The 22,730-nt window shown below is 72.5% G+C and carries 17 protein-coding genes; 11 read left to right on the top strand and 6 right to left on the bottom strand.

The genetic code is table 11. From position 1 onward, the window contains the following. Window positions 1-122 precede the first annotated feature (122 nt). Window positions 123-1,112, bottom strand: a complete 990-nt coding sequence (locus ACFYPA_RS05545; protein WP_359081868.1) for a helix-turn-helix domain-containing protein — start codon at window positions 1,110-1,112, stop codon at window positions 123-125. Window positions 1,113-1,321: 209 nt separating this feature from the next. On the opposite strand from ACFYPA_RS05545, the gene ACFYPA_RS05540 reads away from it, so the two are divergent. The 9 genes from ACFYPA_RS05540 to ACFYPA_RS05500 all read left to right on the top strand — a co-directional run bounded on the left by ACFYPA_RS05540 (window position 1,322) and on the right by ACFYPA_RS05500 (window position 14,674). Next, entirely contained in the window at window positions 1,322-5,092 is a 3,771-nt protein-coding gene (locus ACFYPA_RS05540) for a S8 family serine peptidase (protein WP_389129706.1), read from the top strand. 141 nt (window positions 5,093-5,233) lie between these two features. Next, a complete protein-coding gene (locus ACFYPA_RS05535; RefSeq protein WP_389129703.1) occupies window positions 5,234-6,895 on the top strand; it encodes a protein phosphatase 2C domain-containing protein in 1,662 nt (553 codons plus the stop codon). Window positions 6,896-7,008: 113 nt separating this feature from the next. Next, window positions 7,009-8,751: a pyruvate dehydrogenase gene (locus ACFYPA_RS05530; RefSeq protein WP_389129700.1), complete on the top strand. Its 1,743-nt coding sequence runs from the start codon at window positions 7,009-7,011 to the stop codon at window positions 8,749-8,751. Window positions 8,752-8,837: 86 nt separating this feature from the next. After that, window positions 8,838-10,013, top strand: coding sequence for an NAD(P)/FAD-dependent oxidoreductase (locus ACFYPA_RS05525; RefSeq protein ID WP_389129698.1), 1,176 nt, complete (start codon window positions 8,838-8,840; stop codon window positions 10,011-10,013). A gap of 87 nt (window positions 10,014-10,100) precedes the next feature. After that, window positions 10,101-10,439: a (2Fe-2S)-binding protein gene (locus ACFYPA_RS05520; RefSeq protein WP_359318819.1), complete on the top strand. Its 339-nt coding sequence runs from the start codon at window positions 10,101-10,103 to the stop codon at window positions 10,437-10,439. After that, entirely contained in the window at window positions 10,420-11,874 is a 1,455-nt protein-coding gene (locus ACFYPA_RS05515) for an NAD(P)/FAD-dependent oxidoreductase (protein WP_389129695.1), read from the top strand. The genes ACFYPA_RS05520 and ACFYPA_RS05515 overlap by 20 nt, the downstream gene beginning before the upstream one ends. 64 nt (window positions 11,875-11,938) lie before the next feature. Continuing rightward, on the top strand, window positions 11,939-12,847 hold the full coding sequence (locus ACFYPA_RS05510; RefSeq protein WP_389129692.1) for a dihydrodipicolinate synthase family protein: 909 nt from the start codon (window positions 11,939-11,941) through the stop codon (window positions 12,845-12,847). Between the two features lie 84 nt (window positions 12,848-12,931). Next, window positions 12,932-13,933, top strand: a complete 1,002-nt coding sequence (locus ACFYPA_RS05505; protein WP_359081878.1) for a proline racemase family protein — start codon at window positions 12,932-12,934, stop codon at window positions 13,931-13,933. Window positions 13,934-14,002: 69 nt separating this feature from the next. Continuing rightward, complete coding sequence (locus ACFYPA_RS05500; RefSeq protein WP_389129690.1) at window positions 14,003-14,674, top strand: GntR family transcriptional regulator; 672 nt, start codon at window positions 14,003-14,005, stop codon at window positions 14,672-14,674. Window positions 14,675-14,724: 50 nt separating this feature from the next. Here the strand turns inward: ACFYPA_RS05500 and ACFYPA_RS05495 are convergent, their stop codons facing one another. Continuing rightward, complete coding sequence (locus ACFYPA_RS05495; RefSeq protein ID WP_389129688.1) at window positions 14,725-16,221, bottom strand: aminopeptidase P family protein; 1,497 nt, start codon at window positions 16,219-16,221, stop codon at window positions 14,725-14,727. A gap of 218 nt (window positions 16,222-16,439) precedes the next feature. Between ACFYPA_RS05495 and ACFYPA_RS05490 the strand changes: the two genes are divergently transcribed. Further along, complete coding sequence (locus ACFYPA_RS05490; protein ID WP_389129685.1) at window positions 16,440-18,824, top strand: M9 family metallopeptidase; 2,385 nt, start codon at window positions 16,440-16,442, stop codon at window positions 18,822-18,824. A 69-nt stretch (window positions 18,825-18,893) separates the two neighbouring features. Here ACFYPA_RS05490 and ACFYPA_RS05485 read toward each other — a convergent pair whose 3' ends face one another. Next, entirely contained in the window at window positions 18,894-19,283 is a 390-nt protein-coding gene (locus ACFYPA_RS05485; protein WP_389129682.1) for a barstar family protein, read from the bottom strand. A gap of 82 nt (window positions 19,284-19,365) precedes the next feature. Next, a complete protein-coding gene (locus ACFYPA_RS05480) occupies window positions 19,366-19,758 on the bottom strand; it encodes a ribonuclease domain-containing protein (protein WP_389129679.1) in 393 nt (130 codons plus the stop codon). 285 nt (window positions 19,759-20,043) lie between these two features. On the opposite strand from ACFYPA_RS05480, the gene ACFYPA_RS05475 reads away from it, so the two are divergent. Continuing rightward, window positions 20,044-20,442, top strand: coding sequence for an ATP-binding protein (locus tag ACFYPA_RS05475; protein WP_359318800.1), 399 nt, complete (start codon window positions 20,044-20,046; stop codon window positions 20,440-20,442). A gap of 88 nt (window positions 20,443-20,530) precedes the next feature. Here ACFYPA_RS05475 and ACFYPA_RS05470 read toward each other — a convergent pair whose 3' ends face one another. Further along, the gene (locus tag ACFYPA_RS05470) at window positions 20,531-21,610 is read right to left on the bottom strand and encodes a DUF2637 domain-containing protein (RefSeq protein WP_359081892.1); all 1,080 of its coding nucleotides are present in this window, start codon (window positions 21,608-21,610) and stop codon (window positions 20,531-20,533) included. Window positions 21,611-21,802: 192 nt separating this feature from the next. Continuing rightward, the gene (locus ACFYPA_RS05465; RefSeq protein WP_359349535.1) at window positions 21,803-22,651 is read right to left on the bottom strand and encodes a (2Fe-2S)-binding protein; all 849 of its coding nucleotides are present in this window, start codon (window positions 22,649-22,651) and stop codon (window positions 21,803-21,805) included. Window positions 22,652-22,730: the final 79 nt, after the last annotated feature.

The following is a 22,730-nucleotide window of genomic DNA, read 5'->3' as shown; positions in this document are numbered from 1 at the left end:
GGCCGGTCCCGCCCGTCGTCGCTGCCCGCCCCGCGCCCGTCGGCGCAGCTCAGACGCGTGGCCGCACGGGTTCGGAGCCTGTCGGGCGGCCGCTGTCCGATCGACGGCCACCCGTCAGGCTCTCAGGCGCGGGGTTCGCGGGCGACCCAGCCCCGCTCGTACGCGTGCCAGCCCAGTTGGAGCCGCGTGGATACCCCGGTGAGCTCCATCAGGCCCTTGACCCGGCGCTGCACCGTCCGCAGCCCCAGGTCCAGCTGTTTCGCCACACTGGCATCGGTCAGACCGGCCAGCAGCAGCGACAGGATCTCCAGATCCGTCGGGTCGGGCCCCGTCGCGTCCTCGCCGACCCCGCCGCTCTCGGCGAGCCGCAGGGGCATCGCCTCGCGCCACACCGCTTCGAAGAGCCCCGTCAGCGACTCCAGCAGCCCCGACGCGTGCACCACCAGGGCCGCGGGCTCCGCACCGCGGCGGGTCAGCGGCACCATCGCCAGCGCCCCGTCCGCGATGACCAGCTTCGTGGGAACCCGGTCCACGACACGGCACTGCTCGTCGCGGCTCAGCGCCGCCGACAGCTCCAGGATTCCCGACGGCAGTCCCAGCACCTCGCGCTCGACCACCACCCGGAACGACACCCCGCGGGTCGCGGCCTGCTCCTCGGACTCGTTGTCGAGCCCGCTGACCGCGATCGGGTTCCCGGTGACCAGGGCGCACACCTCGCTCGTCGCCCCCAGCTGGAGCTGATGGAAACGGTGAGCCAAGGCGCTCGCCCCGGTGACCACCTCGACCAGATCGTGTACGGCTGGTTCGGCCGCGTCCGCCCGGTACTCCTCGGCCAGCAGTACCGCCGCCAGCTCCGCCTGCTCCAGCTCGTGGCGCTGCTGCGTCAGCAGCGCCCCCAGCGCGACCCCGGGCGGCGCCGCCACCCACCGCCCCGTACGGGCCGACGACTGGGCCGCCAGTCCGTGCTGTTCCAGCCGTCGCAGTGCCCGCTCGGTCTCCCGCTCGGGCAACGCCAGCCGGTGTGCGAGATCGGAGACCTCCGCGGCTCCCACCGCCACCAGCGCGCGATAGGCCGACTCCTGCGTCTCGTCGAGACCTATGGCTCCCAGCATTTCCGGACCTCTCCCGACCGCGTCGCTTCCCTGCTGTTCCCTGTCGCCGGCAGACCCGCCGTGGCGGAAAGCGGCCACGGCGTAAACCCGCCGCCGCACATCATCCCTGTACCGCCCGTCACTCTGCCAATGTGGCGCCACCGCAGCACCAACAACCTCCGGAATACGGGCCTTTACGCCTGTCTATCCCGGTTTACCTGGGGAGAGCGATGCGCCCGATATCGCGTACGGCACTGGGGGCGGCGACCGCCGCCGTCCTCGCCGTCACGGTGATCGCACCGTCCGTGGCAGCGCCACAGGGCGACGCGGCCACGAAGAGACCGCTGACCGGCAGCGCCGCTGCCACCGCCCGGGGGAACGAGCCGGTCACCGTCACGCTGGTCACCGGCGACAAGGTGCTGGTGAGCACCGACGGTCCGGGGAACGCCTCGGCCACCGCCCTGCCCCGCGAGGACGGCACGCTGCCCCTCGTACAGACCCGCCGTTCGGGCAAGGACCTGTACGTCTACCCGGACACCGCGGCGAAGGCGCTCGCCGACGGCACCGTGGACGAAGAACTCTTCAACGTCACCGGGCTCATCCGACAGGGGTACGACGACGCGCACACGGACTCCGTACCGCTGATCGCGACCTACTCCGGGGACACCGCACGCAGCGCCCCCGTCACCCCGCGCGGCGCCGAGCGCGGCCTCGCGCTCCCGGCCATCGACGGTGTGGCGCTCAAGGCCGACAAGAAGCAGACCGCCGGATTCTGGTCGGACGTCACCGGCACCAGCCGGTCCCGCTCCGCCGCCGGGCTGAAGAAGCTCTGGCTGGACCGCAAGGTCGAGGCCAGCCTCGACCGCTCCACCCGACAGATCGGCGCCGACCTCGCCTGGGCCGCCGGCTACGACGGCAAGGGCACCAAGGTAGCCGTCCTGGACACCGGCGCCGACGCCGAACACCCGGACCTCCGGGGCCGGATCACCGAGTCGAAGAACTTCACCGACTCCGACACCACCGACGATCGCCAGGGCCACGGCACCCACACGCTCTCCACGGTGGGCGGCAGCGGCGCGGCCAGCGGCGGGAAGAAGAAGGGGGTCGCGCCCGGCGCCGACCTGCTCGTCGGCAAGGTGCTGAACGACAGCGGCTCCGGCGACTCCTCCTGGATCATCGCGGGCATGCAGTGGGCCGTCGACCGGAAGGCCGACGTCGTCTCCATGAGCCTGGGCAGCCAGACGCCCACCGACTGCACCGACCCCATGAGCATGGCCGCCGAGGAACTCGGCAAGAGCAAGGACACCCTGTTCGTCATCGCCGCCGGCAACGCGGGACCGACGCTCAACACCGTCTCCTCGCCCGGCTGTGCGCCCAGTGTGCTGACCGTCGGAGCGGTCGACCGCGACGACTCCACCGCCCCGTTCTCCAGCCGCGGCCCCGCGATCGTCTCGCACACCCTCAAGCCCGAGATCGCCGCCCCCGGCGTCGACATCTCCGCCGCCGCGGCGGGCGGGCGCGGCGTCTACGCGTACCAGTCGATGTCCGGTACGTCGATGGCCACCCCGCACGTCGCGGGCGCCGCCGCCATCGTCAAGGAACGCCACCCGGACTGGACGGCCCAGCAGGTCAAGGCGGCCCTCGTGTCGTCCGCGAAGAGCGACATCCCCGGTGACGTGCGCGAGACCGGCGGCGGGCGGCTCGACGTCAAGGCCGCCATCGACACCACGCTCACCGGCGCACCCGCCGTCCAGGGCGGCACCTTCAACTGGCCGCAGGACAGGACGGATCGCACCACCGTCCAGATTCCGTACACCAACACGGGCGACAAGCCGGTGAAGCTCGCGCTCGCCCTCCAGGGCGTCACGGGCAACGACGGCTCGGCCGTCCGGTCCTCCGTGGCCGCACTCGGCGCGAAGACCGTCACCGTGCCCGCCGGGGCGACGGTCGAGGTCCCGCTGAAGCTCGACCCGACCGCCCGCCTCCGCGACAGCCAGTACGGCGACGTCACCGGCCGGGTGCTGGCCACCGCCGCCGGCGGGGTCAAGGTCTCCACCCCGTTCTCGCTGTACGTGGGCGCCGAGACGGTCACCCTGCGCGTCAAGCTGATCGACCGCAACGGCGAACCCGCCACGGGTTCCTCCTCGCTGGACGTCATCGGCACCGACACCGCCTCCGGCGAACGCCGCTTCAACGACGGCGCGGCCGACCAGGTGTACGAGGTGCGGCCGGGCGCCTACTTCATCTCCAGCTTCATCGTCTCGGCCGACCCCGAGGACGCGACCGGGCGGCTCGCCGCATCGGTCGGCTACCTGGCCCGGCCCCAGCTGAACGTCACCAAGGACACCGTCCTGGTGCTGGACGCCCGCAAGGCGCACCGGATCAAGCTGAAGACCGAGGACCGGACCACCGAGACCCGCAGCGCGACGCTCGCCTTCGGCCGCAGCTGGGACGACGTCTGGCTGCACTCCGGATCGATCGCCGGCACCTCCCTCATCAAGGACTACCTGGTCGACATCCAAGGCACGGCCCGGGACGGCGACTTCGAGTTCGACAGCTTCTGGCGCGCTTACGCTCCGCAGATCGAGAAGCTCGCCGTCGTCGGCGGCGCCACCCTGCACCCCACCGCCGCCTCCTCCGGTTCCGTCAACCTCGACGGAACGGGCCGGGCCGCACTCGTCGACGCAGGCACCGGCACCCCCGATGAGCTGAAGGCCGCCGACGTCACGGGCAGGATCGCCCTGGTCGAGGTGTCGGACGACGGCTTCATGGCCACCCAGGCGCGCGACGCCCGGGCCGCCGGCGCCGTGGCGATCATCGCGCACCGCCCGTCCGCCGGCCCGTGGAAGCCGTCCGTCGGTTACGGTGCGGCGCCCCTGCCCTCGCTCGGCATCCAGGCGGACGAGGCGGCCGCTCTGACCGCCGCGCTCGCCGCCGGACCGGTGACGCTGAGCTGGAAGGCCACCGCGACCAGCCCGTTCGTCTACAACCTGGCCTTCCCCGAAAAGGGCGCCGTCACCGCGGACCGCACCTACAAGGTCAGGGACAAGGCCCTCGGAACGGTCGAGTCCACCTACGAATCGATGGGCGTCAGGACCGACTTCGTGGACACGCTGCTCGTCGCCACCCCCTACGGCACCCGGTACGGCGTCGGCGCGTTCGACAGCGTGGCCGCACCCGGAAAGCGCACCGAGTACTACTCGGCGGGCGACAGCACCTGGCAGCAGGCGCTCTCCTCCAGCTTCCCGTGGGGCGAGTTCATGACGGACACGTTCCGTACGTACAAGCCTGGTTCGAAGCGGTCCGCGAACTGGTACCGGGGCGTTCTCGTCCCGTCCGCCCCCCGCGACGACCAGGGCAGGGAAGGACTCGCCGCCGAACGGCAGGACAATCTGATCGGCGTCGCCCCCGGCTTCTGGAGCGACAGCGAACACGGCGGTCTCCAGGGCTCCTTCGGAGACATGGGCACCATGCGGCTCACCAGTGGTGGCGAAGTGCTCGGTGAGTCCGGCTGGCCGTCCGGGGTGTTCACCGTCCCGGCCGAGGACGCCGCGTACGAGCTCACCATGATGACGATGAAGTCCGGTCAGCCCGCTCAGGTGTGGAAGCGGTCCACCCGGACCGAGACCACCTGGAAGTTCCGCTCGCACCGCGACGAGAACGCCTACTCGCAGGGCATACCGCTGCTCTTCCCGGGCTACGACCTGCCCTCGGACGGCATGAAGACCCTGGCGGCGAAGGACGGCCAGCGGATCGGGCTGAGCGTCTCGGGCCACGCCGGATACACGCCCGGCAAGGTCACCGCGGCCAAGGTCTCGTACTCGTACGACGGCGGCGCGACCTGGGTCGCGGCCACCACGGCCCAGCGGAACGGCCGTTGGACCGCGACCGTGAACCACGCGGACGCCTCCGGCAAGCCGGTCACGCTGCGCACCGAGATGGCGGACGCCCACGGCAACTCCGTCGTCCAGACCGTGAACGACGCCTACGCCGTGCGCTGACGTCGAGTCACCCCGACCGGTCCGCCGGGCGTCCTTCCCGTGGGGGGTGGGGCCGCCCGGCGGACCTTTTCCACGACGGGACTCGGCCTCGATTTCCGGATGTCCCGTTTTCGCGCGGCTCCCGCGGTGGACAATAAGGGCATGAGCCAGATGGGGGAGAGGCCCGCCGCCCACGAGGACGACTGGTGGCGCAGGCTGTACGACGATTCCGCCCCGGACACCGGGGCGAGCCACGCGGCCGACAGTCTCGACGACCGCTTCGACTCGGCGGCGGGGGCGGTGGGCGCCGACGGAGACGAGGCGCACGAGGCCGCCGCCGCGGTGCCCGAACCGCGGGCGGCATCCTCCGAGGTCACCCGGACGGCGGCCCCGTCACCGGCCCCGCCGTCCGAGGTGACAGCGCGCGCCCCGTGGGAGCCACCGGCCGGTCCGCCCCGGCCGCGCACCTTCGCCGGGCCGCCACCACTGGCTCCCGCCGCCGCGCCACCTCCGCCTCCATCTCCGCCTCCCGCGCCGGAGTCGCCGCCTCCCGCCGACCCCCGAATCGCCCAGAGCCTGGCGGTCGGCCGGCCGGCCGAGGCACCGGCGCCCCCGGAGCCACCGGCGCCCCCGGAGCCACCGAGGCCCCCGGAGCCGCCCACGCCCGCAGAGGCACCGACCGTCGTGTCCGGGCCGCCCGTCGCGGCGGACGACCTCGTGCCGGACGACGCCGTGCCGCCGCTGCCCAGGCGCCCGGTCGTCGAGCGGACCCAGGACTCCGCCCCGGCCGAACCCGCCCCGGCCCCCGGGTCCGCACCCGCGCCCGAGACGGCGGCGCCGCGCATCCCGGTCGCACATGTGGGCGCGAGGCCGCCCACGTACGACGCCGAACCCACCGCGCTGCCCGCGAGCGACCCGCGCGAGCTGGACGGGCTCGTCGCCGACACCGTGCTCGACGGCGCCCGGTACGGCACGTACACGCTGCGGGCCGCCTCCGTCCGGGGGGACTCCGCGCGCTTCCGCGGCGAACCGCGGCGCGACGCCCTGCTCACCGCGCGGTTCGGGACCGCGGAGGGCGCGCTCGTCCTCGTCGCCGTCGCGGGCGGCGCCCGGTCGTCCGAGAGCGCGCACCTGGCCGCGGCCGATGCGTGCCGCTGGATCGCCGAAGCCGTCGGACGCAGCCACGCCCGCCTCTCCGACGACATACGAGCGGGCCGCCGAGGCGACCTCAAGTCCGGGCTGCACCGGCTCACCGACCGCACATACGGCAAGCTGCGCGGCCGGGCCGCCGAACTCGGCCGCGACCCGGACGAGTACACCGCGGGCCTGCGCTGCCTCCTGCTGTCCGCCGATCCCGCGTGCCGCACCCGCGTGTTCTTCGGCGTGGGCGGTGGCGGGCTCTTCCGGCTGCGGAACGGCGGCTGGCAGGACCTGGAACCGATCGTGCCCCGGCCCGGCGCGCTCACCGGCGAGGCCGTCGTCGGCTTCGGTTCGGCGGTGTCCGAGAGCGGACCCGAGGGCGACCGGCTGACCATGGACCTCGGGGTCACCACCGCCCCGCCCCCGTACATCGAGGCCCCGGTCCCGCCGCCCGCCGAGCCGTTCCGCTTCCGTGCGTCGGTCGCCCGGCCGGGCGACACCCTGCTGCTCTGCAGCCCCGGCCTCGCCGAGCCGTTGCGCGGCGAGCCGGCGCTGGCCGAGGAGCTCGCCGAGCGCTGGACACCGGCCGAGGCGCCCGGCCTCGGCGGGTTCCTGGCCGACACCCAGCTGCGGGTGAAGGGGTACGCGGACGACCGGACGGCGGTCGGCGTCTGGGAGGCGTAAACACGTGCGCCATGGGTTGATGGACTCCGGAGAACCCGTCCGGGCGAGGTTTCACGCCCCGGAGTCCGGACAGCCGATCGTGCACGGAGCACAGGCAGAGGGAGTGCGCACCCATGGCCAAGCAGAACGTGTCGGAACAGTTCGTCGACATCCTCGCCCGGGCGGGCGTCAAGCGCCTGTACGGGGTGGTCGGCGACAGTCTCAACCCCGTCGTCGACGCGATCCGCCGTAACCCGGACATCGACTGGATCCAGGTCAGGCACGAGGAGACGGCCGCGTTCGCCGCCGGTGCCGAGGCGCAGGTCACCGGCGAGCTGGCGGCCTGCGCCGGGTCGTGCGGCCCGGGCAACCTGCACCTCATCAACGGCCTCTACGATGCCCACCGGTCCATGGCGCCCGTCCTCGCGCTCGCTTCGCACATCCCGTCGAGCGAGATCGGGCTCGGCTACTTCCAGGAGACCCATCCGGAGCTGCTCTTCCAGGAGTGCAGCCACTACAACGAGATGATCTCCAACCCGCAGCAGATGCCGCGGCTGCTCCAGACGGCCATCCAGCACGCGATCGGCCGGGGCGGCGTCGCCGTCGTCTCGATGCCCGGCGACGTGGCCTCGCAGGCCGCGCCGGAGAAGTCCGTCGAGCACGCCCTGGTCACTTCGCGGCCCACCGTGCGCCCGGGGGACGCGGAGGTCGAGAAGCTCTGCCGGATGGTCGACGAGGCCAAACGGGTGACGCTGTTCTGCGGCAGCGGCACGGCGGGCGCGCACGCCGAGGTCATGGAGTTCGCCGAACGGGTGAAGGCCCCCGTGGGCCATGCCCTGCGCGGCAAGGAGTGGATCCAGTACGACAACCCGTACGACGTCGGCATGAGCGGGCTGCTCGGATACGGGGCCGCGTACGAGGCGACGAACGAGTGCGACCTGCTGATCCTGCTCGGCACGGACTTCCCGTACAACGCCTTCCTCCCCACCGATGTGAAGATCGTCCAGGTGGACGTGCGTCCCGAACACCTGGGCCGCCGCTCCAAGCTCGATCTGGCGGTCTGGGGCGATGTCCGCGAGACCCTGCGCTGTCTGACGCCGCGGGTGAAGGCCAAGAGCGACCGCAAGTTCCTCGACCGGATGCTCAAGAAGCACGCGGACGCGCTGGAGGGTGTGATCAGCGCGTACACCCGCAAGGTCGATAAGCACGTACCGATCCATCCGGAGTACGTGGCCTCGGTCCTGGACGAACTGGCTGACGAGGACGCGGTGTTCACCGTCGACACCGGTATGTGCAACGTCTGGGCCGCCCGCTATCTGACGCCGAACGGCAAGCGCCGGGTGATCGGTTCGTTCAGCCACGGCTCGATGGCCAACGCGCTGCCGCAGGCCATCGGCGCGCAGTTCACCGACCGGAACCGGCAGGTCGTCTCGATGTCCGGCGACGGCGGATTCACGATGCTGATGGGGGACTTCCTGACCCTCGTCCAGTACGACCTGCCGGTGAAAGTCGTCCTGTTCAACAACTCCTCCCTGGGCATGGTCGAGTTGGAGATGCTGGTCGGGGGACTGCCCTCGTTCGGCACGACCAACAAGAACCCGGACTTCGCGGCTGTCGCGCGGGCCTCGGGGGCGTACGGCGTCCGGGTCGAGAAGCCCAAGCAGTTGGAGAGCGCCCTCAGGGACGCCTTCAAGCACAAGGGCCCGGCGCTCGTCGACGTCGTGACCGACCCGAACGCGCTCTCCATCCCGCCCAAGATCAGCGCGGACATGGTGACCGGCTTCGCGCTCTCCGCCAGCAAGATCGTGCTGGACGGCGGGGTGGGCAAGATGGTGCAGATGGCCCGGTCCAACCTGCGGAACGTGCCCCGCCTGTAAGGCCTGACAGGGCTGATGACGGGGCGTCACATCAAGGTGTGTGACGCCCCCTTGGCGGCCTCAGAGCAATGTGACATATTACTGGCGTGTTCACGAGACAGCCTTTGGACGTGGTCGTCGTCGGTGCCGGAGTGGTCGGTGCCGCCTGCGCGTACTACGCTGCCCGGTCCGGACTCTCGGTCGCGGTGGTGGACAGCGGACCGGTCGCCGGCGGCACCACCGGGGCGGGGGAGGGCAACCTCCTGGTCTCCGACAAGGTGCCGGGCCCGGAGCTGGATCTCGCGCTCCTGTCCGCCGCGCTCTGGCGCGAGTTGGCCGAAGCGCTGCCCCCGGACGTCGAGTTCGAGCAGAAGGGCGGCCTGGTCGTCGCGGCGGGCCACGAGTCGCTGGCCACCCTGACCGCGACCGCGGCCGGACAACGGGCCGCAGGGGTGCGGGCGACCGCAGTGTCCGCCGACGAACTCGCCGCACTCGAACCGCACTTGGCGCCCGGGCTCGCCGGGGGAGTCCTCTATCCGCAGGACGCCCAGATCCAGCCGGCCCTGGCCGCCGCCCACCTCGTCCGCGCGGCCCGCGATGCAGGAGCGAGCCTCCACCGGGGAGAAGCGGTCACGGCCGTGCTGACCGGACCGACGGGCGCGGTGCGCGGCGTACGTACCGGCGGGGGCGACCTGCTCGCCCCGGCGGTGGTCAACGCGACGGGCGTACGGGGCGGGGAGCTGGCGGCCCTGGCGGGTGTGGAGCTGCCCGTGCTGCCCCGGCGCGGCTTCGTCCTGGTGACCGAGCCGTTGCCGCGCCTGATCCGGCACAAGGTCTACGCGGCGGAGTACGTGGCCGACGTGTCGAGTGCGTCCGCCGCCCTCCAGACCTCCCCCGTCGTGGAGGGCACGCAGGCCGGGCCGGTCCTCATCGGCGCCAGCCGTGAACGGGTGGGCTTCGACCGGACGCTGTCCGTCCCCGTGGTCAGCCGGCTGGCCGCGGCGGCGGCCGCGCTCTTCCCGGTCCTGGCCGACGCCAGGGTCCTGCGGACCTACCACGGCTTCCGCCCCTACCTGCCCGACCACCTCCCCGCGATCGGCCCCGACCGCCGGGTGCCGGGCCTCTTCCACGCCTGCGGCCACGAGGGCGCGGGCATCGGACTGGCGCCCGCCACAGCCGTGTTGGTCACCGCCGCGATCCGGGGGGAGGACCCCGCCATCGACCCCGAGCCGTACCGCCCGGACCGGTTCGACGCGGTGCCCCGTTCCGGCCCCGGTGGCTGATACCACCGGCGCCGCCGCGCCGCCGTACGCCCTGAGAAGCCCGCTGACGGTCCGGACCGTCCGACCGCCGACTGAGCAGGAGCCCGCGTGAGACGTCCCCGCATACGCACGGCCGAACGAACCCCTGCCGGCCTGGCCGGAGCGGTTCCCGGCGCCTCCTTCGAGATCACCTTCGACGGCCGTCCGGTCCGGGCCCTGCCCGGACAGAGCATCGCCGCCGCGCTCTGGGCCGCCTCCGTCCTCACCTGGCGCACCACGCGGGTGAACGGAAGGCCGCGTGGCGCCTTCTGCGGGATCGGCTCCTGCTTCGACTGCCTGGCCACTGTCAACGGGCAGCCCAACCGGCGAGCCTGCCTGATGCCCGCCCGCCCCGGTGACGTCGTCACCCCACAGGAAGGGAACGGACATGACGGCCCCCTCCGCTGAACCGCCCGCCGCCCGGCCCGAACGCGCCGAACTCGCTGTGGTGGGCGCCGGGCCCGCAGGGATGGCCGCCGCCGTCACCGCGGCCGACGGCGGACTCGACGTGGTCCTGCTCGACGCCGCCGACGCCATGGGCGGTCAGTACTACCGGGCCCCCGCGCCCGGCCTCGGCGCCACCCGCCCCGAGGCGCTGCACCACGACTGGGCGGAGTTCGCCGCCCTCGCCGCACGGCTCGACCGGCACCGCACGGCCGGCCGGATCCGCCGGCTCACCGGCCACCACGTCTGGGCCGTCGAACGGAACGGAGCGGACTGGACGCTGCACGCGGTCACCGGGCCCGACGGCCGGGACGGGGCCGCCACACTCGACGCCCGTCGCCTGCTGGTCGCTACCGGCTCCCACGAGCGCCAACTCCCCTTCTCCGGCTGGACCCTGCCGGGTGTAGTCGGAGCGGCCGGGGCGCAGGCCATGCTCAAGTCGGGCCTGGTGCTGCCGGGCCGGCGCATCGTCGTCGCCGGCAGCGGGCCCCTGCTCCAGGCCGTCGCGGTCTCCCTCGCCCGGGCGGGCGCCCGGGTCCCCGCCCTGGTGGAGGCCTCCGGCTACGGGGCGTACGGACGCGCGCCCCTGGTGCTGGCCGCCGACCCCGGCCGCCTCGCGGAAGCGGCCCGGCACGGTGCGGCGCTGGCACGCCACCGGGTCCGGCCGCTGACGCACCGGGCGGTCACCGCCGTCCACGGCACCGACCGGGTGGAGGGCGTCACGGTCAGCCGGCTGGACCGCGACTGGCGCCCGCTGCCCGGGACCGGACGCCGCATCGACTGCGACGTCCTGGCCGTAGGGCACGGTCTGGTGCCCCAACTCGACCTCGCCGTCGGGCTGGGCTGCGCCACCCGGTGCGGCACGGACGGCTCGGCCGCGCTGGAACTCGACGAGGAACTGCGGACCACCGTGCCCGGAGTCTGGGCCGCGGGCGAGACCGGTGGCATCGGCGGGGTCCGTCTCGCCCTCACCGAGGGCGAACTGGCCGCACGCTCCATGATCGCGGACGCGCGCGGCGGCCGGCGCACCACCCGCACGGCGGCGCTGCTCCGGGCCCGGCGGCGGATGCGCGCGTTCGCCGAGCTGATGGGCGCCGTGCACCGGCCCGGCCCGGGCTGGACCGACTGGACGGCGGCGGACACCGAGGTCTGCCGGTGCGAGGAGGTCACCACCGGCGCCATCCGCGAGGCCGTCGGTGAGCTCGGTGCCGGGGACAGCCGCACGGTCAAGCTCCTCACCCGGGCCGGGATGGGCTGGTGCCAGGGACGGACCTGCGGATTCGCCGTGCGGGAACTCGCCGGCTGCGCCGACGACACCGGGCGCCCGGACCGCCGCCCGCTCGCCTGCCCGGTCCCCCTGTCCGTACTGGCCCGTGCCGCCCGCCCCGACGCCACGTGAGGACGCGCGGCCCACCCCCCGGCCCGACACCCAGCCCTCCGCCACACCTCACAAGGAGTACCTCATGACGACGAACACCCCGGCCCGCACCAGCCCCTGGCGGGGCGTCATGGTCGCCACGCCGCTCACCCTGCGCGAGGACCGGTCCATCGACTTCGACGCGTACGCCGCGCATGTACGCGACCTCGTCGCCGCCGGCTGCGACGGTGTGGTGCCCAACGGTTCGCTGGGGGAGTACCAGACCCTCACCGATCAGGAACGCGACCAGGTCGTGCGCGTCGCCGTCGAGGCGGCCGGGGACGGGGCCAGGGTGATGCCGGGCGTCTCCGCGTACGACAGCACCCAGTCCAGGCGCCGCGCCGAGCAGGCGGCCGAGGCCGGGGCCGGCTCCGTCCTGCTCCTGCCGCCCAACGGATACGTGTGCGAGGACGCGGCGGTCCGCGCGCACTACGCCGAGGTCGCCTCCGTCGGCCTGCCGGTCGTCGCGTACAACAACCCGTACGACACCAAGGTCGACCTGACGCCGCGGCTGCTCGCCCAGCTCCACGCGGAGGGGTCCGTCGTCGCAGTCAAGGAGTTCAGCGGGGACGTCCGCAGGGCGTACGAGATCGCCGAGGAGGCCCCGGGGCTCGACCTCCTGGTCGGCGCCGACGACGTGCTGCTGGAGCTGGCCCTCGCCGGGGCCGTCGGCTGGATCGCGGGCTGCCCCAACATGCTGCCCGCCGGCTGTGTCGCGCTGTACCGGGCCGCTGTCTCCGGGGACCTGGACACGGCGCTGCCCCTGTACCGGCGCCTGCACCCGCTGCTGCGCTGGGACTCCAAACCGGAGTTCGTCCAGGCCATCAAGGCGTCGATGGACATCGTCGGACGGCACGGCGGGCCCACCCGGCCGCCGCGCCTGCCGCTCGGCGCCGACGCCCTGGCCGCCGTGCGCGCGGCCACCGAGAAGGCCATCGCCGAGGGCCTCGACTGACCCGCCCCGCCCCGCCCGTAACCGCAGCAGACATCCGCCGGCCGGAGCGTCGTACCGGACCGGCCGGACGACCGAGGGGGACACTTGCGCACGCGTCACATCTTCCACGCCGTCGACTCGCACACCGAGGGCATGCCCACCCGGGTGATCACCGGCGGGATCGGCACACTGCCCGGCTCCACCATGGCCGAGCGCCGCGCCCACTTCATGGCACACCGGGACGCGGTGCGGACCCTGCTGATGTACGAGCCGCGCGGCCACGCCGCCATGAGCGGGGCCGTGCTCCAGCCGCCGACCCGTCCCGACGCCGACTTCGGGGTCCTGTTCATGGAGGTCTCCGGCTGTCTGCCGATGTGCGGGCACGGCACCATCGGGGTGGCCACGGTCCTGGTGGAGACCGGCATGGTGGAGGTCACCGAGCCGGTCACCACCGTGCGGCTGGACACCCCCGCCGGACTGGTGAGCGTCGACGTCCGGGTCGAGGACGGCGCCGCCACCTCCGTCACGCTCACCAACGTCCCCGCCTTCAGTGCCGGACTCGGGCTCACGGCGAAGGTCCCCGGCCACGGCACCGTGCCCTACGACCTCGCATACGGGGGCAACTTCTACGCGATGGTCCAACTGGACGACCTGGGACTGCCGTTCGACCGTTCCCGCAAGGAGGAGCTGCTGGCTGCCGGGCTGGCCCTGATGGAAGCGGTCAACGCCACCGACCGCCCGGTCCACCCGCTCGACCCCGCCATCCACGGACTCAAGCACGTCCAGCTGATCGCCCCCGGCTCGGACGCCGTCCGCTCCCGGCACGCCATGGCGATCCACCCCGGCTGGTTCGACCGCTCGCCGTGCGGCACCGGCACGTCCGCGCGCATGGCCCAGCTCCACGCGCGAGGAGAACTCGCCCTGGACACCGACTTCGTCAACGAGTCCTTCATCGGTACGGAGTTCACCGGACGACTCGTCGCCGAGACCACCGTGGGGCCGCTGCCCGCCGTCGTTCCCACCGTGACGGGCCGCGCCTGGATCACCGGGACCGCGCAGTACTTCCTCGACCCGGCCGACCCGTTTCCCGAGGGGTTCCTGCTGTGACCCGCCCAGTCCGTGACGGACAACGTCACATTGTATTCTTGGGCTCCGCACGGTCCTGGAGGAACAGACATGGCCCGCCTGACATCGCTCAACGTGATCTCGGCGCAGGAACATCTGCGCGACCAGGTGGCGCACGCGCTGCGGGCGGCGCTCATCTCCGGCGAACTGAAGCCCGGGACCGTCTACTCCGCGCCCGCGCTGGCCACCGAGTTCGGTGTCTCGGCGACCCCCGTCCGTGAGGCGATGCTCGACCTGGCCCGGGAGGGCCTGGTCGAGGCCGTGCGCAACAAGGGCTTCCGGATCACCGAACTCACCGAGCAGGACCTCGACGACTTCACCGAACTCCGCGCCATGATCGAGGTCCCCACCGTGGGCCGGATCGCGCGGATGGGCCTCACACGGGAGCTGGAGGCGTTGCGGCCCGTCGCGATGGAGATCGTCGAGGCGGCGACGCGGAACGACATCCTGGGCTACCTGGAGGCGGACCGCCGTTTCCATCTCGCCCTGCTGGCGCTGGCCGGGAACCGCCGGCTGGTCGAGGAGGTCGGTGAACTGCGCAAGCGCTCCCGGCTGTTCGGGCTCAACCGGCTCGCCGAGACGGGGCAGTTGATCGCCTCCGCGCAGGAGCACGTCCAACTGCTGGACCTGGTGGTCGCCGGTGACGCGCCGGGGGCCGAGGCATGCATGCTCGCCCACATGTCCCACGTGCGCTCGCTGTGGGCCGATGGCAGACCGACCTGAGTCCTGCGCACCGGCCACCGCCCCCTCGCGGGGCGGTGGCCGGTGCGTGCTCAGCCGTCCAGGAGGCCCGCCATCCACGCCTCGACGTCGTCCGGTGTGCGGGGGAGCGCGGACGACATGAGGCGGGCGCCGTCCTGCGTGATCACGAGGTCGTCCTCGATCCTGACGCCGTTGCCCCGGAGCGGGCGCGGCAGGGTCTCGTCGTCCGGCCGGAGGTACAGCCCAGGTCCCACCGTGAGCACCTGACCCGGCTCCAGGGCCCCGTCCGGGTAGATGCCGACGCGGGCCCGCGCGCAGTCGTGCACGTCCATGCCGAGCATGTGGCCGCCGGCGCACAGGGTGTAGCGGCGGTGGAAGCCGTTCTCGGGAGCGAGCGCCTCGTCGACGGGCATCGCGAGCACGCCCCAGTCGTACAGCCCTTCGGCGATGACCCGCATGGCGGCCTCGTGGAAGTCGTGGAAGCGGGCGCCCGGCCGTAGCGCCGCGATGCCCGCGTCCTGTGCGGCCAGCACCAGCTCGTACACCGTGCGCTGGACCGGGGTGAAGGTGCCGGACAGCGGAAGCGTGCGGGTGATGTCGGCCGTGTAGAGGGAATCGGTCTCCACGCCCGCGTCCAGCAGGAGCAGACGGCCGGGTTCGAGCGGGCCGTCGTTGCGGGTCCGCCGCAGCACGCACGCGTGGTCGCCGGCGGCCGCGACGGTCGGGAAGCCGGGGCCGTTGCCTTCGAGCCGGGCCCGCAGCGCGAAGACGCCCTCCACCCGGCGTTCGCCGCGCGGGTCGGCGACTGCCTGCGGGAGCGACCGTACGACGTCCTCGAATCCGGCGGCCGTCGCATCGACGGCATGCTGCAACTGGCCCTGTTCCCAGGAGTCCTTGACGAGCCTGAGCTCGTCGATCACGGCATCGAGACCGGCCGGGGCGGACCGGACGGCGGGCATCCGGCGCGCATCCCCGAGCCAGGCGTCGACGGACGGATCCACGCCGGTGAGGACCCGGGTGGGCGGCTGGGTGCCGGTCAGGAGCTTGTCCCAGGCGTCCCGGTGCTCGCTCCGGATGCCGGTGCGCGCGGCGGTCTCGGCCGGCCCGGGTCTGCGGCCGACCCAGAACTCCCCGTGCCGGCGGTCGCGGTGGAATTCGTGTCCGGTGCGGGGCGAGCCCGGTCTCACGTACAGGACCGCCTCGTGGCGTGCGTCCCCGTCCGGTTCCAGGACCAGCACATGACCGGCCTGGTCGTCGCCGGTGAGGCCGGTGAGCCAGGCGTACCCGGTGTGCGGCCGGAAGCGGTGGTCCGTGCCGTGGGACCGGACGGCGGGGGCGCCTGCCGGAATGACGAGCCGCTCGCCCGGGAATCGCGCGGCGACGCGGGCGCGGCGGGCCGGTGTGAGGGCGTGGGCGGGGACGGGTACGCCGGCCGGGAGCGGGGCCTTCGCCCAGCCCGTTCGCATGAAGGCGTCCAGGGCCGGGGGCACCGGCAGGTCGTGGCTGCCGGAGGGACGGGGAGGTCGGGGCTCGGTCACGGGGCGGGACTCCTCGGGCTGATGCGGCATCGTCCGCAAGCGGAGTGCTGCGGACGGGAGTTGGCGAACAGATGAATGTGCGCCCAGCGCCTTCCAAAGAACATGTGACATGTGCCATTGTACAGGCGGCCGCAGTCGAGGTCGTGCTCATGTCACGAGCTGGTTCAAGGACCGGCCGTCCGGCCCCGACCGCACCATCCCCCACGCCGCGCAACGACGCGCGGCACCACACCGCTGGGAGGCGGCACGTGAAGAACCGTTCGGTTCTACAGAGATTCACCGGCTTGTCCACCGTGGCCCTGGCTGCCTGTCTGGGTGTCGGCATGCTCGCCGCACCGAGCCGGGCCGCCGAGCCCCGGCCCTCCACGACGGCGGCCGTCACTGCGACTGCCGCCGTGGGCAAGGCCGTGGGCAAGGCCCCCGAGCCGGGCGGCCCCGCCGCACGGGCCCTCACCGCACCCGTACAGGACGCCGGCCACATAGCCGGCACCGCCCTGAAGCCCGCCGACCGGGCACCGCAGACCGCTTCCAAGGACGCGCTGAAGCGCGACTACGACGACCCGCGCGCCTCCGCGCCGAGCCACCCGGCCCCGTCGATGAGGACGAAGGCCCGCTCCGCCGCGAAGGCCGCCGGAATCGCACCGGCCGCCGCGTGCTCCGTCTCCGACTTCACGAGCCGCACCGGCAGCGCCCTGGTCCAGCAGGTCAGGTCGTCGACGACCGACTGCGTCAACACCCTCTTCGGAGTCAAGGGCAACGACGGCTACCTCGCCTTCCGTGAGGCCCAGATGGTCAGCGTCGCCACCGCCCTGCGCGACGGATCGGCCGCCTACCCGGGTGACAGCAGCACCGGAATGCCGCAGCTGGTGCTCTTCCTGCGCGCCGGCTACTACGTGCAGTACTACGACCCCGGGACCGTCGGCTCCTACGGTGCCCCGCTGCGCACCGCCATCCAGGGCGGGCTCGACGCCTTCTTCGCCTCCGCCCACTCGCGCGACGTCACGGACGCCAACGGCGAGACCCTGGCCGAGGCCGTCACGCTCATCGACAGCGCCGAGCAGAACGACCGCTACCTGTACGTCGTCAAGCGCCTGCTCGCCGGGTACAACTCCGCTTACAACAGCTCCTGGTACATGCTCAACGCGGTCAACAACGTCTACACCGTGACCTTCCGGGGGCATCAGCTGCCCGCGTTCGTCAGCGCCGTCCAGGCCGACCCCAGCCTGCTCGACGCGCTCGCCGGCTTCGCCCGCGGCCACATCGACCTGCTGGGCACCGACCAGTCGTACCTGACCTCCAACGCCGGGCGCGAACTCGGGCGCTTCCTCCAGGAGGAGCCGCTGCGCCCCAAGGCCCGTCCGCTCGTCGTCGACCTGCTCGGCCGCAGCTCACTGACCGGCCCCACCGCACCCCTGTGGGTCGGACTCGCCGAGATGACCGACTACTACGACCGGGCGAACTGCGCCACGTACAACACCTGCGACCTGGCGGCACGGATCAAGAGCGCCGTCCTTCCCGTCGCGTACACCTGCAGCGCCAGCATCCGCATCCTGGCCCAGCAGATGTCCTCGGCCGACCTCACGGCGGCCTGCACCAGCCTGCGCGGCCAGGACGCCTACTTCCACCAGGTGGCCCGGGACAGCGGACCCGTCGCCAACGACAGGAACACCACCATCGAGGTGGTCGTCTTCGATTCGAGCACCGACTACCAGACCTACGCCGGAGCCATCTACGGCATCGACACCAACAACGGCGGCATGTACCTGGAGGGAGACCCGGCGGCGGCCGGCAACCAGCCGCGCTTCATCGCCTACGAGGCCGAATGGGTGCGCCCCGCCTTCCAGATCTGGAACCTCAACCACGAGTACACGCACTACCTCGACGGCCGCTTCGACATGGCCGGTGACTTCGACGCGAACATCACCACGCCGACCATCTGGTGGGTCGAGGGCTTCGCGGAGTACGTCTCCTACTCCTACCGTGACGTCACCTACGACGACGCCGTCACCCAGGCCGCCGCGCACACGTACACATTGCGCTCCCTGTTCGACACCACCTACGAGAACGCCGACCAGACACGCGTCTACAACTGGGGCTACCTGGCCGTGCGTTACATGCTCCAGTCGCACCGTGCGGACGTGGACCGACTGCTGGGCCTCTACCGCGCCGGCGACTGGAACGGCGCCCGTACCCTCCTCACGTCCACCATCGGCAGCCGCTACGACTCCGACTGGAACGCCTGGCTGACGGCGTGCGCGGCCGGCAGTTGCGGCACCACCACCAACCCGCCGACGGAGCCGTCGGCCGAATGCACCGCGGGCGACGTCCGCGAACTCGGCCAGGACTGTGCCCGCAGCGGACAGCAGGCCGGCAAGGGCGACTACTCCTACCTGTACATCTACGTGCCCGCCGGCACCACCCGGCTGAAGATCACCACGAGCGGCGGCACGGGTGACGCCGACCTCTACTACAACGCCAACGGCTGGGCCACCACGGGCGCCTACACCTCGCGGGCGACCGGCAGCGGCAACGCCCACACGCTGACCGTCGAGAACCCGGCGGCAGGAGCGCACTACATCAGCCTCTACGCCGTGCAGGACTTCGGCGGGGTCAAGGTCTCGACGCAGTACTGACAGGCACCCTGACACGCGGCACTGACCGGCCCCGGGGGCCACGGACGCGGCCGACCGCACCCGTGGCCCTCAGAGCAGTCGCAGCGTGCCCGGCTCCGTCCGGTCGCGGATGACCTCCACCAGCCGGTCGAAGAGGGTCGGGCCCCTCCCCAGAGCCGCCTGCGCGGACTCCTCGCGCAGGCGGTTCCGGTTGCTCTCATGGGCGCGGCCGGCCATCCGGTCCAGATGGCGGGCGGTCTCCTCGTGCCCCAGCGCCCGCGCCGACAGAGCGTGGTCCCGCCACTCGATGACGAAGTCGCCGTCGTCCGGCGTGCCCATACCGCCGCTCAGACAGTCCGCGAAGGCGTCGAGATTCCGGCCGAAATACCCGCCGGGCCCGTTCACCGCCTCGCCGATCACGGCCCAGAAGCGCTCCAGGTCGGTGATTTGGGAGCCTTCGATCACATAGGTCACGGTCATGGAGGGAGCGTACAAGTGCGCCGGTCCGGTGATCCGCGCCGCAGGTGGGGGACTACGGCGCGGACCGTACCGGGGGCGGTCCTCAGCAGTCGTGGTCGACGAGGTCGAAGGTCTCGTAGTGGTCGGCGGTGTAGTAGTCCTCCTGGACCTCCTCGCCCGTGACGATGCGCCGCGCGCCGCGGGTCGGGGAGCCGGGGGTGATCACGGTGTACTCGTGGTAGTAGCCGGTGCTCCGGCCGGGCAGGACGCCTTCACGGTTCTGGAAGACGGTCCCGTCCTGGTCGTACGGGAAGGGCCCGCCGGCATCGATGAGGTCGAGGGTGTCGTGGGCCTGGGACGGCAGCGCGGAGTAACAGACGCTGCCCACCGAGGTGGTCGTCGCGGACGCTGTCGTCGCGATGGGGCCGCCGACGAAGAGGACGGACAGGAGGGCGGCGACGCCGCCGAGCGTGGTGATCCGTGGGGGGATTCGCATAACCACCATGATGACGCGCGTAGATGCGGTTCCGTCAACGTCAGGAAGAGTGAATTTTCCGGGTGTTGACTGAGGAGGCGGTGAACAGCGAGATACCTGTCACCGGACCGAGGATCAGGGATTGCGCCACCGGCAGCGGGAGGAGACCCGCACGGCCGCGGTCCCGGGGGCGCCGGAACCACCGTCCTGGTGCCGCGCCGAAGCGTGACAGCCCGTAGGCGGGGCATGCATTGCGTGAGCACCTTCGAGGACAGGGGGCGATTCGCTGTGTGGGCGGGGGAAACGATGGAGCGTCAGGAACTGGCCCGACTGCATCGCAGAGTCGGCCGCGCCGATGTGGCAGCCGTCGCGGAAGTGCGGGGAGCCGTAAGGGAGTTACTGCGGTACCGATGGAAGGAGGAGCCCGCCCAGGTGGCCGAGCTGCTGCTCAGTGAGCTCGTGACCAACGCGCTGGTCCACACGGACGACGGAGCGGTCGTCGCCGTGAGCGTCGCGCCGCGCAGGCTGCGCGTGGAGGTGAGGGACTTCGTCCCGGGCATGCCCGTGTCGCACGCACCGGACGCCGACGACGGTACGCACGGCAGGGGACTGGTCCTGGTGGAGAGCCTCGCCGACTCCTGGGGGGTCAGCCCGCACGCCCTGGGCAAGGTGGTCTGGTTCGAGCTGGACGGCGAACGGCCCTGAGGGCCGGTCGGACCGTCACGGCTAACGGCCCTGACGGTCCGGTCGGATCGTCAGGGCCGCGTCCCGCACGCATCAGCCGGCCGGCCCATCAGCCGAACTGCTGCTCCAGATCCTTCAGCTTCTGCTCCAGCGAGTCGAGCCGGGGCAGGGCCTGGGTGTCGTCCTCGGCGGTCAGGTCGACCGTTCTCGCATCAGTCGGACCCAACTCCGGGACGCCCCCGGAGTTCGGGCCGTTGACGGCTTGCAGGGATGGCCGGGGTCTGAGGGGCAGCTGACCCGGCTCGGATATGGCGGGCTCCGCGACGGACTGCGCGGAGCCCGTCGCGGGGGCGATGGCCTGGACGTCCACCTGGGCGCCGCCCCGGCCGACCCGCCCCCAGGCCCGGTTCTGCCGGTTCAGGGCCTTGATCTGCGCCCGGTCCAGCTTCTCCTGGTCCCTCCTGCGGAGACGGTTCTGCTCCTTCTCCCGGCGGTCCTCGCGTACCTCGTCGACCGCTTCGTCCAGCGTGCGTACGCCTTCGAGCAGCATCAGCGACCAGGCGCCGAAGGTCTCCCGGGGCGCGCGCAGCCACCGTACGATCCGGATCTGCGGCAGCGGACGGGGCACCAGGCCCTGTTCGCGCAGTGCGGCCACCCGGGTCTGCTTCAGCGCACGGTCGAAGAGCACGGCCGCCGAGAGCGACATCCCCGCGAAGAAGTGCGGAGCGCCCGCGTGGTTCAGTCCGCGCGGCGCGTGCACCCAGTTGAACCAGGCGGCGGCACCGGCGAAGGTCCACACCAGCAGCCGTGAGCCGAGCGCCGCGTCGCCGTGGCTGGCCTCACGGACGGCGAGCACGGAGCAGAACATCGCCGCCCCGTCGAGGCCGAACGGCACCAGGTACTCCCAGCCCCCGGAGAGGCCGAGATTCTGCGTGCCGAAGCCGACGAGCCCGTGGAAGGAGAGCGCGGCGGCGACGGCCGCGCAGCAGAACAGCAGCACGTACGAAGCGGTGGCGTAGAGCGCCTCCTTGCGTCTGCGCCGTTCCTCGCTGCGTTCCCAGGAGTCCTCGGTCGCGGATGTGTCAGAGGCGCGCTTGCCGCGCGCGACCACCGCCACCGCCGCCATGACCCCCGCCAGCAGAACGGCAGCCGGAAGCAGCCAGTCAAGCGATATGTCGGTCAGTCTCATGCGCGGTCCCTTGCGTTGCGATAGGGCGTTTCGGCCGCCATCGTGCCGGGGATTGCGTCGCGGTCAGGTGGTTTCGGGGCAAGAGAACGCCAATGGGGTGGCGGAGCCGACGGATAACCGCGATCTGATCGAATGTCCGTACAGAGCACGGGAGTTGTGTTCGATTCGCGCCACCCTTGGGGGCGGTGTGGATCAGGGGGCGGGCGCCAGCTTGCGGACCCGGTCCGCGTCGCAGGTGCGCGGGCAGGTGACACAGGTGTCCTCGGGCCGCACGGTGTAGAACATGCAGCAGCTCGCCCGGTCCCGGGTGGGCAGTGACTGCCCGTCCGGGCCGGCCAGTTCCCGGAAGCCCGCCGTGCCGACGTACGGCTTCGTCGTGCCCGGCAGGAGCGCCTCCAGCTCGGCCATCGCGCGCCGCTCCTCACCGAGGAGATGGGCGACGTACCAGAGGCCCTCGACGATCTCGTCCGTCGCCATGCCCCACAGGGCCCGCTTGCCGCGCCGCATCCGCGGGCCGAAGCCGTCGAGTACGGGGCCGAGGTGTTCGGCCACCGACGCCAGCACCTCGGCGCGCAGCGCGGCCTCGTCGGCCACCACGCGGGCCCCGGGCAGCTCCGCCGCCGGATCGCCGGGCAGGCAGGCGAATTCCCTTACCCGTACGGTCAGATGGCCCAGTGCCCGCTGGAAGGCGACGTCCTCGACCGGGATGCGCGGGACCCGCCGGTGCAGGAACCAGGGCACCGTCACCAGCAGACAGGCCGGCCATGCGTACCGGTGGAGCCCGAAGCCGGCCACCACGTCGGGCCGGGCCCGCTGCCCGTAGTCCCGCAGCACCTGCGCGTCGTCCCAGGCGAGGAAGGCGTCGAGCCCGCTGCCACCGGCCGCGAGCTCGTGGGCGCCCACCCAGCCGGGCCCGCCGGGGGCGGGCTCGCCGTCGTCGAGCGCCTCGGCGCGCAGCCCGGGAAAGACCTCGGCCAGACGCGCGTACGCGTCCGCCACCGATGAGGTCGTCGTGCCCGGAAGCAGCGTGGGAAGGGACATGCGGGGCCCACCGAGTCGCGATCGTTTGCAGGTTAGCCTTACCTTACCCGACGCGATCGATGTTTGAACTGCGGCCTGC

Origin of the sequence: Streptomyces sp. NPDC005775, assembly GCF_042871565.1 — a bacterium.
Classification (GTDB): Bacteria; Actinomycetota; Actinomycetes; order Streptomycetales; family Streptomycetaceae; genus Streptomyces.
The sequence above is the reverse complement of the archived record's forward strand: the minus strand, read 5'-3'. Positions and strand labels throughout refer to the sequence as shown.

What these genes read in the sequence shown, in the direction of transcription:
- ACFYPA_RS05470 (WP_359081892.1), bottom strand. Translation starts at nt 21,610, where the DNA reads ATGAGACTGACCGACATATCGCTTGACTGGCTGCTTCCGGCTGCCGTT.
- ACFYPA_RS05500 (WP_389129690.1), top strand. Translation starts at nt 14,003, where the DNA reads ATGGCCCGCCTGACATCGCTCAACGTGATCTCGGCGCAGGAACATCTG.
- ACFYPA_RS05510 (WP_389129692.1), top strand. Translation starts at nt 11,939, where the DNA reads ATGACGACGAACACCCCGGCCCGCACCAGCCCCTGGCGGGGCGTCATG.
- ACFYPA_RS05535 (WP_389129703.1), top strand. Translation starts at nt 5,234, where the DNA reads ATGAGCCAGATGGGGGAGAGGCCCGCCGCCCACGAGGACGACTGGTGG.
- ACFYPA_RS05475 (WP_359318800.1), top strand. Translation starts at nt 20,044, where the DNA reads ATGGAGCGTCAGGAACTGGCCCGACTGCATCGCAGAGTCGGCCGCGCC.
- ACFYPA_RS05540 (WP_389129706.1), top strand. Translation starts at nt 1,322, where the DNA reads ATGCGCCCGATATCGCGTACGGCACTGGGGGCGGCGACCGCCGCCGTC.
- ACFYPA_RS05480 (WP_389129679.1), bottom strand. Translation starts at nt 19,758, where the DNA reads ATGCGAATCCCCCCACGGATCACCACGCTCGGCGGCGTCGCCGCCCTC.
- ACFYPA_RS05495 (WP_389129688.1), bottom strand. Translation starts at nt 16,221, where the DNA reads ATGCCGCATCAGCCCGAGGAGTCCCGCCCCGTGACCGAGCCCCGACCT.
- ACFYPA_RS05530 (WP_389129700.1), top strand. Translation starts at nt 7,009, where the DNA reads ATGGCCAAGCAGAACGTGTCGGAACAGTTCGTCGACATCCTCGCCCGG.
- ACFYPA_RS05545 (WP_359081868.1), bottom strand. Translation starts at nt 1,112, where the DNA reads ATGCTGGGAGCCATAGGTCTCGACGAGACGCAGGAGTCGGCCTATCGC.
- ACFYPA_RS05515 (WP_389129695.1), top strand. Translation starts at nt 10,420, where the DNA reads ATGACGGCCCCCTCCGCTGAACCGCCCGCCGCCCGGCCCGAACGCGCC.
- ACFYPA_RS05465 (WP_359349535.1), bottom strand. Translation starts at nt 22,651, where the DNA reads ATGTCCCTTCCCACGCTGCTTCCGGGCACGACGACCTCATCGGTGGCG.
- ACFYPA_RS05485 (WP_389129682.1), bottom strand. Translation starts at nt 19,283, where the DNA reads ATGACCGTGACCTATGTGATCGAAGGCTCCCAAATCACCGACCTGGAG.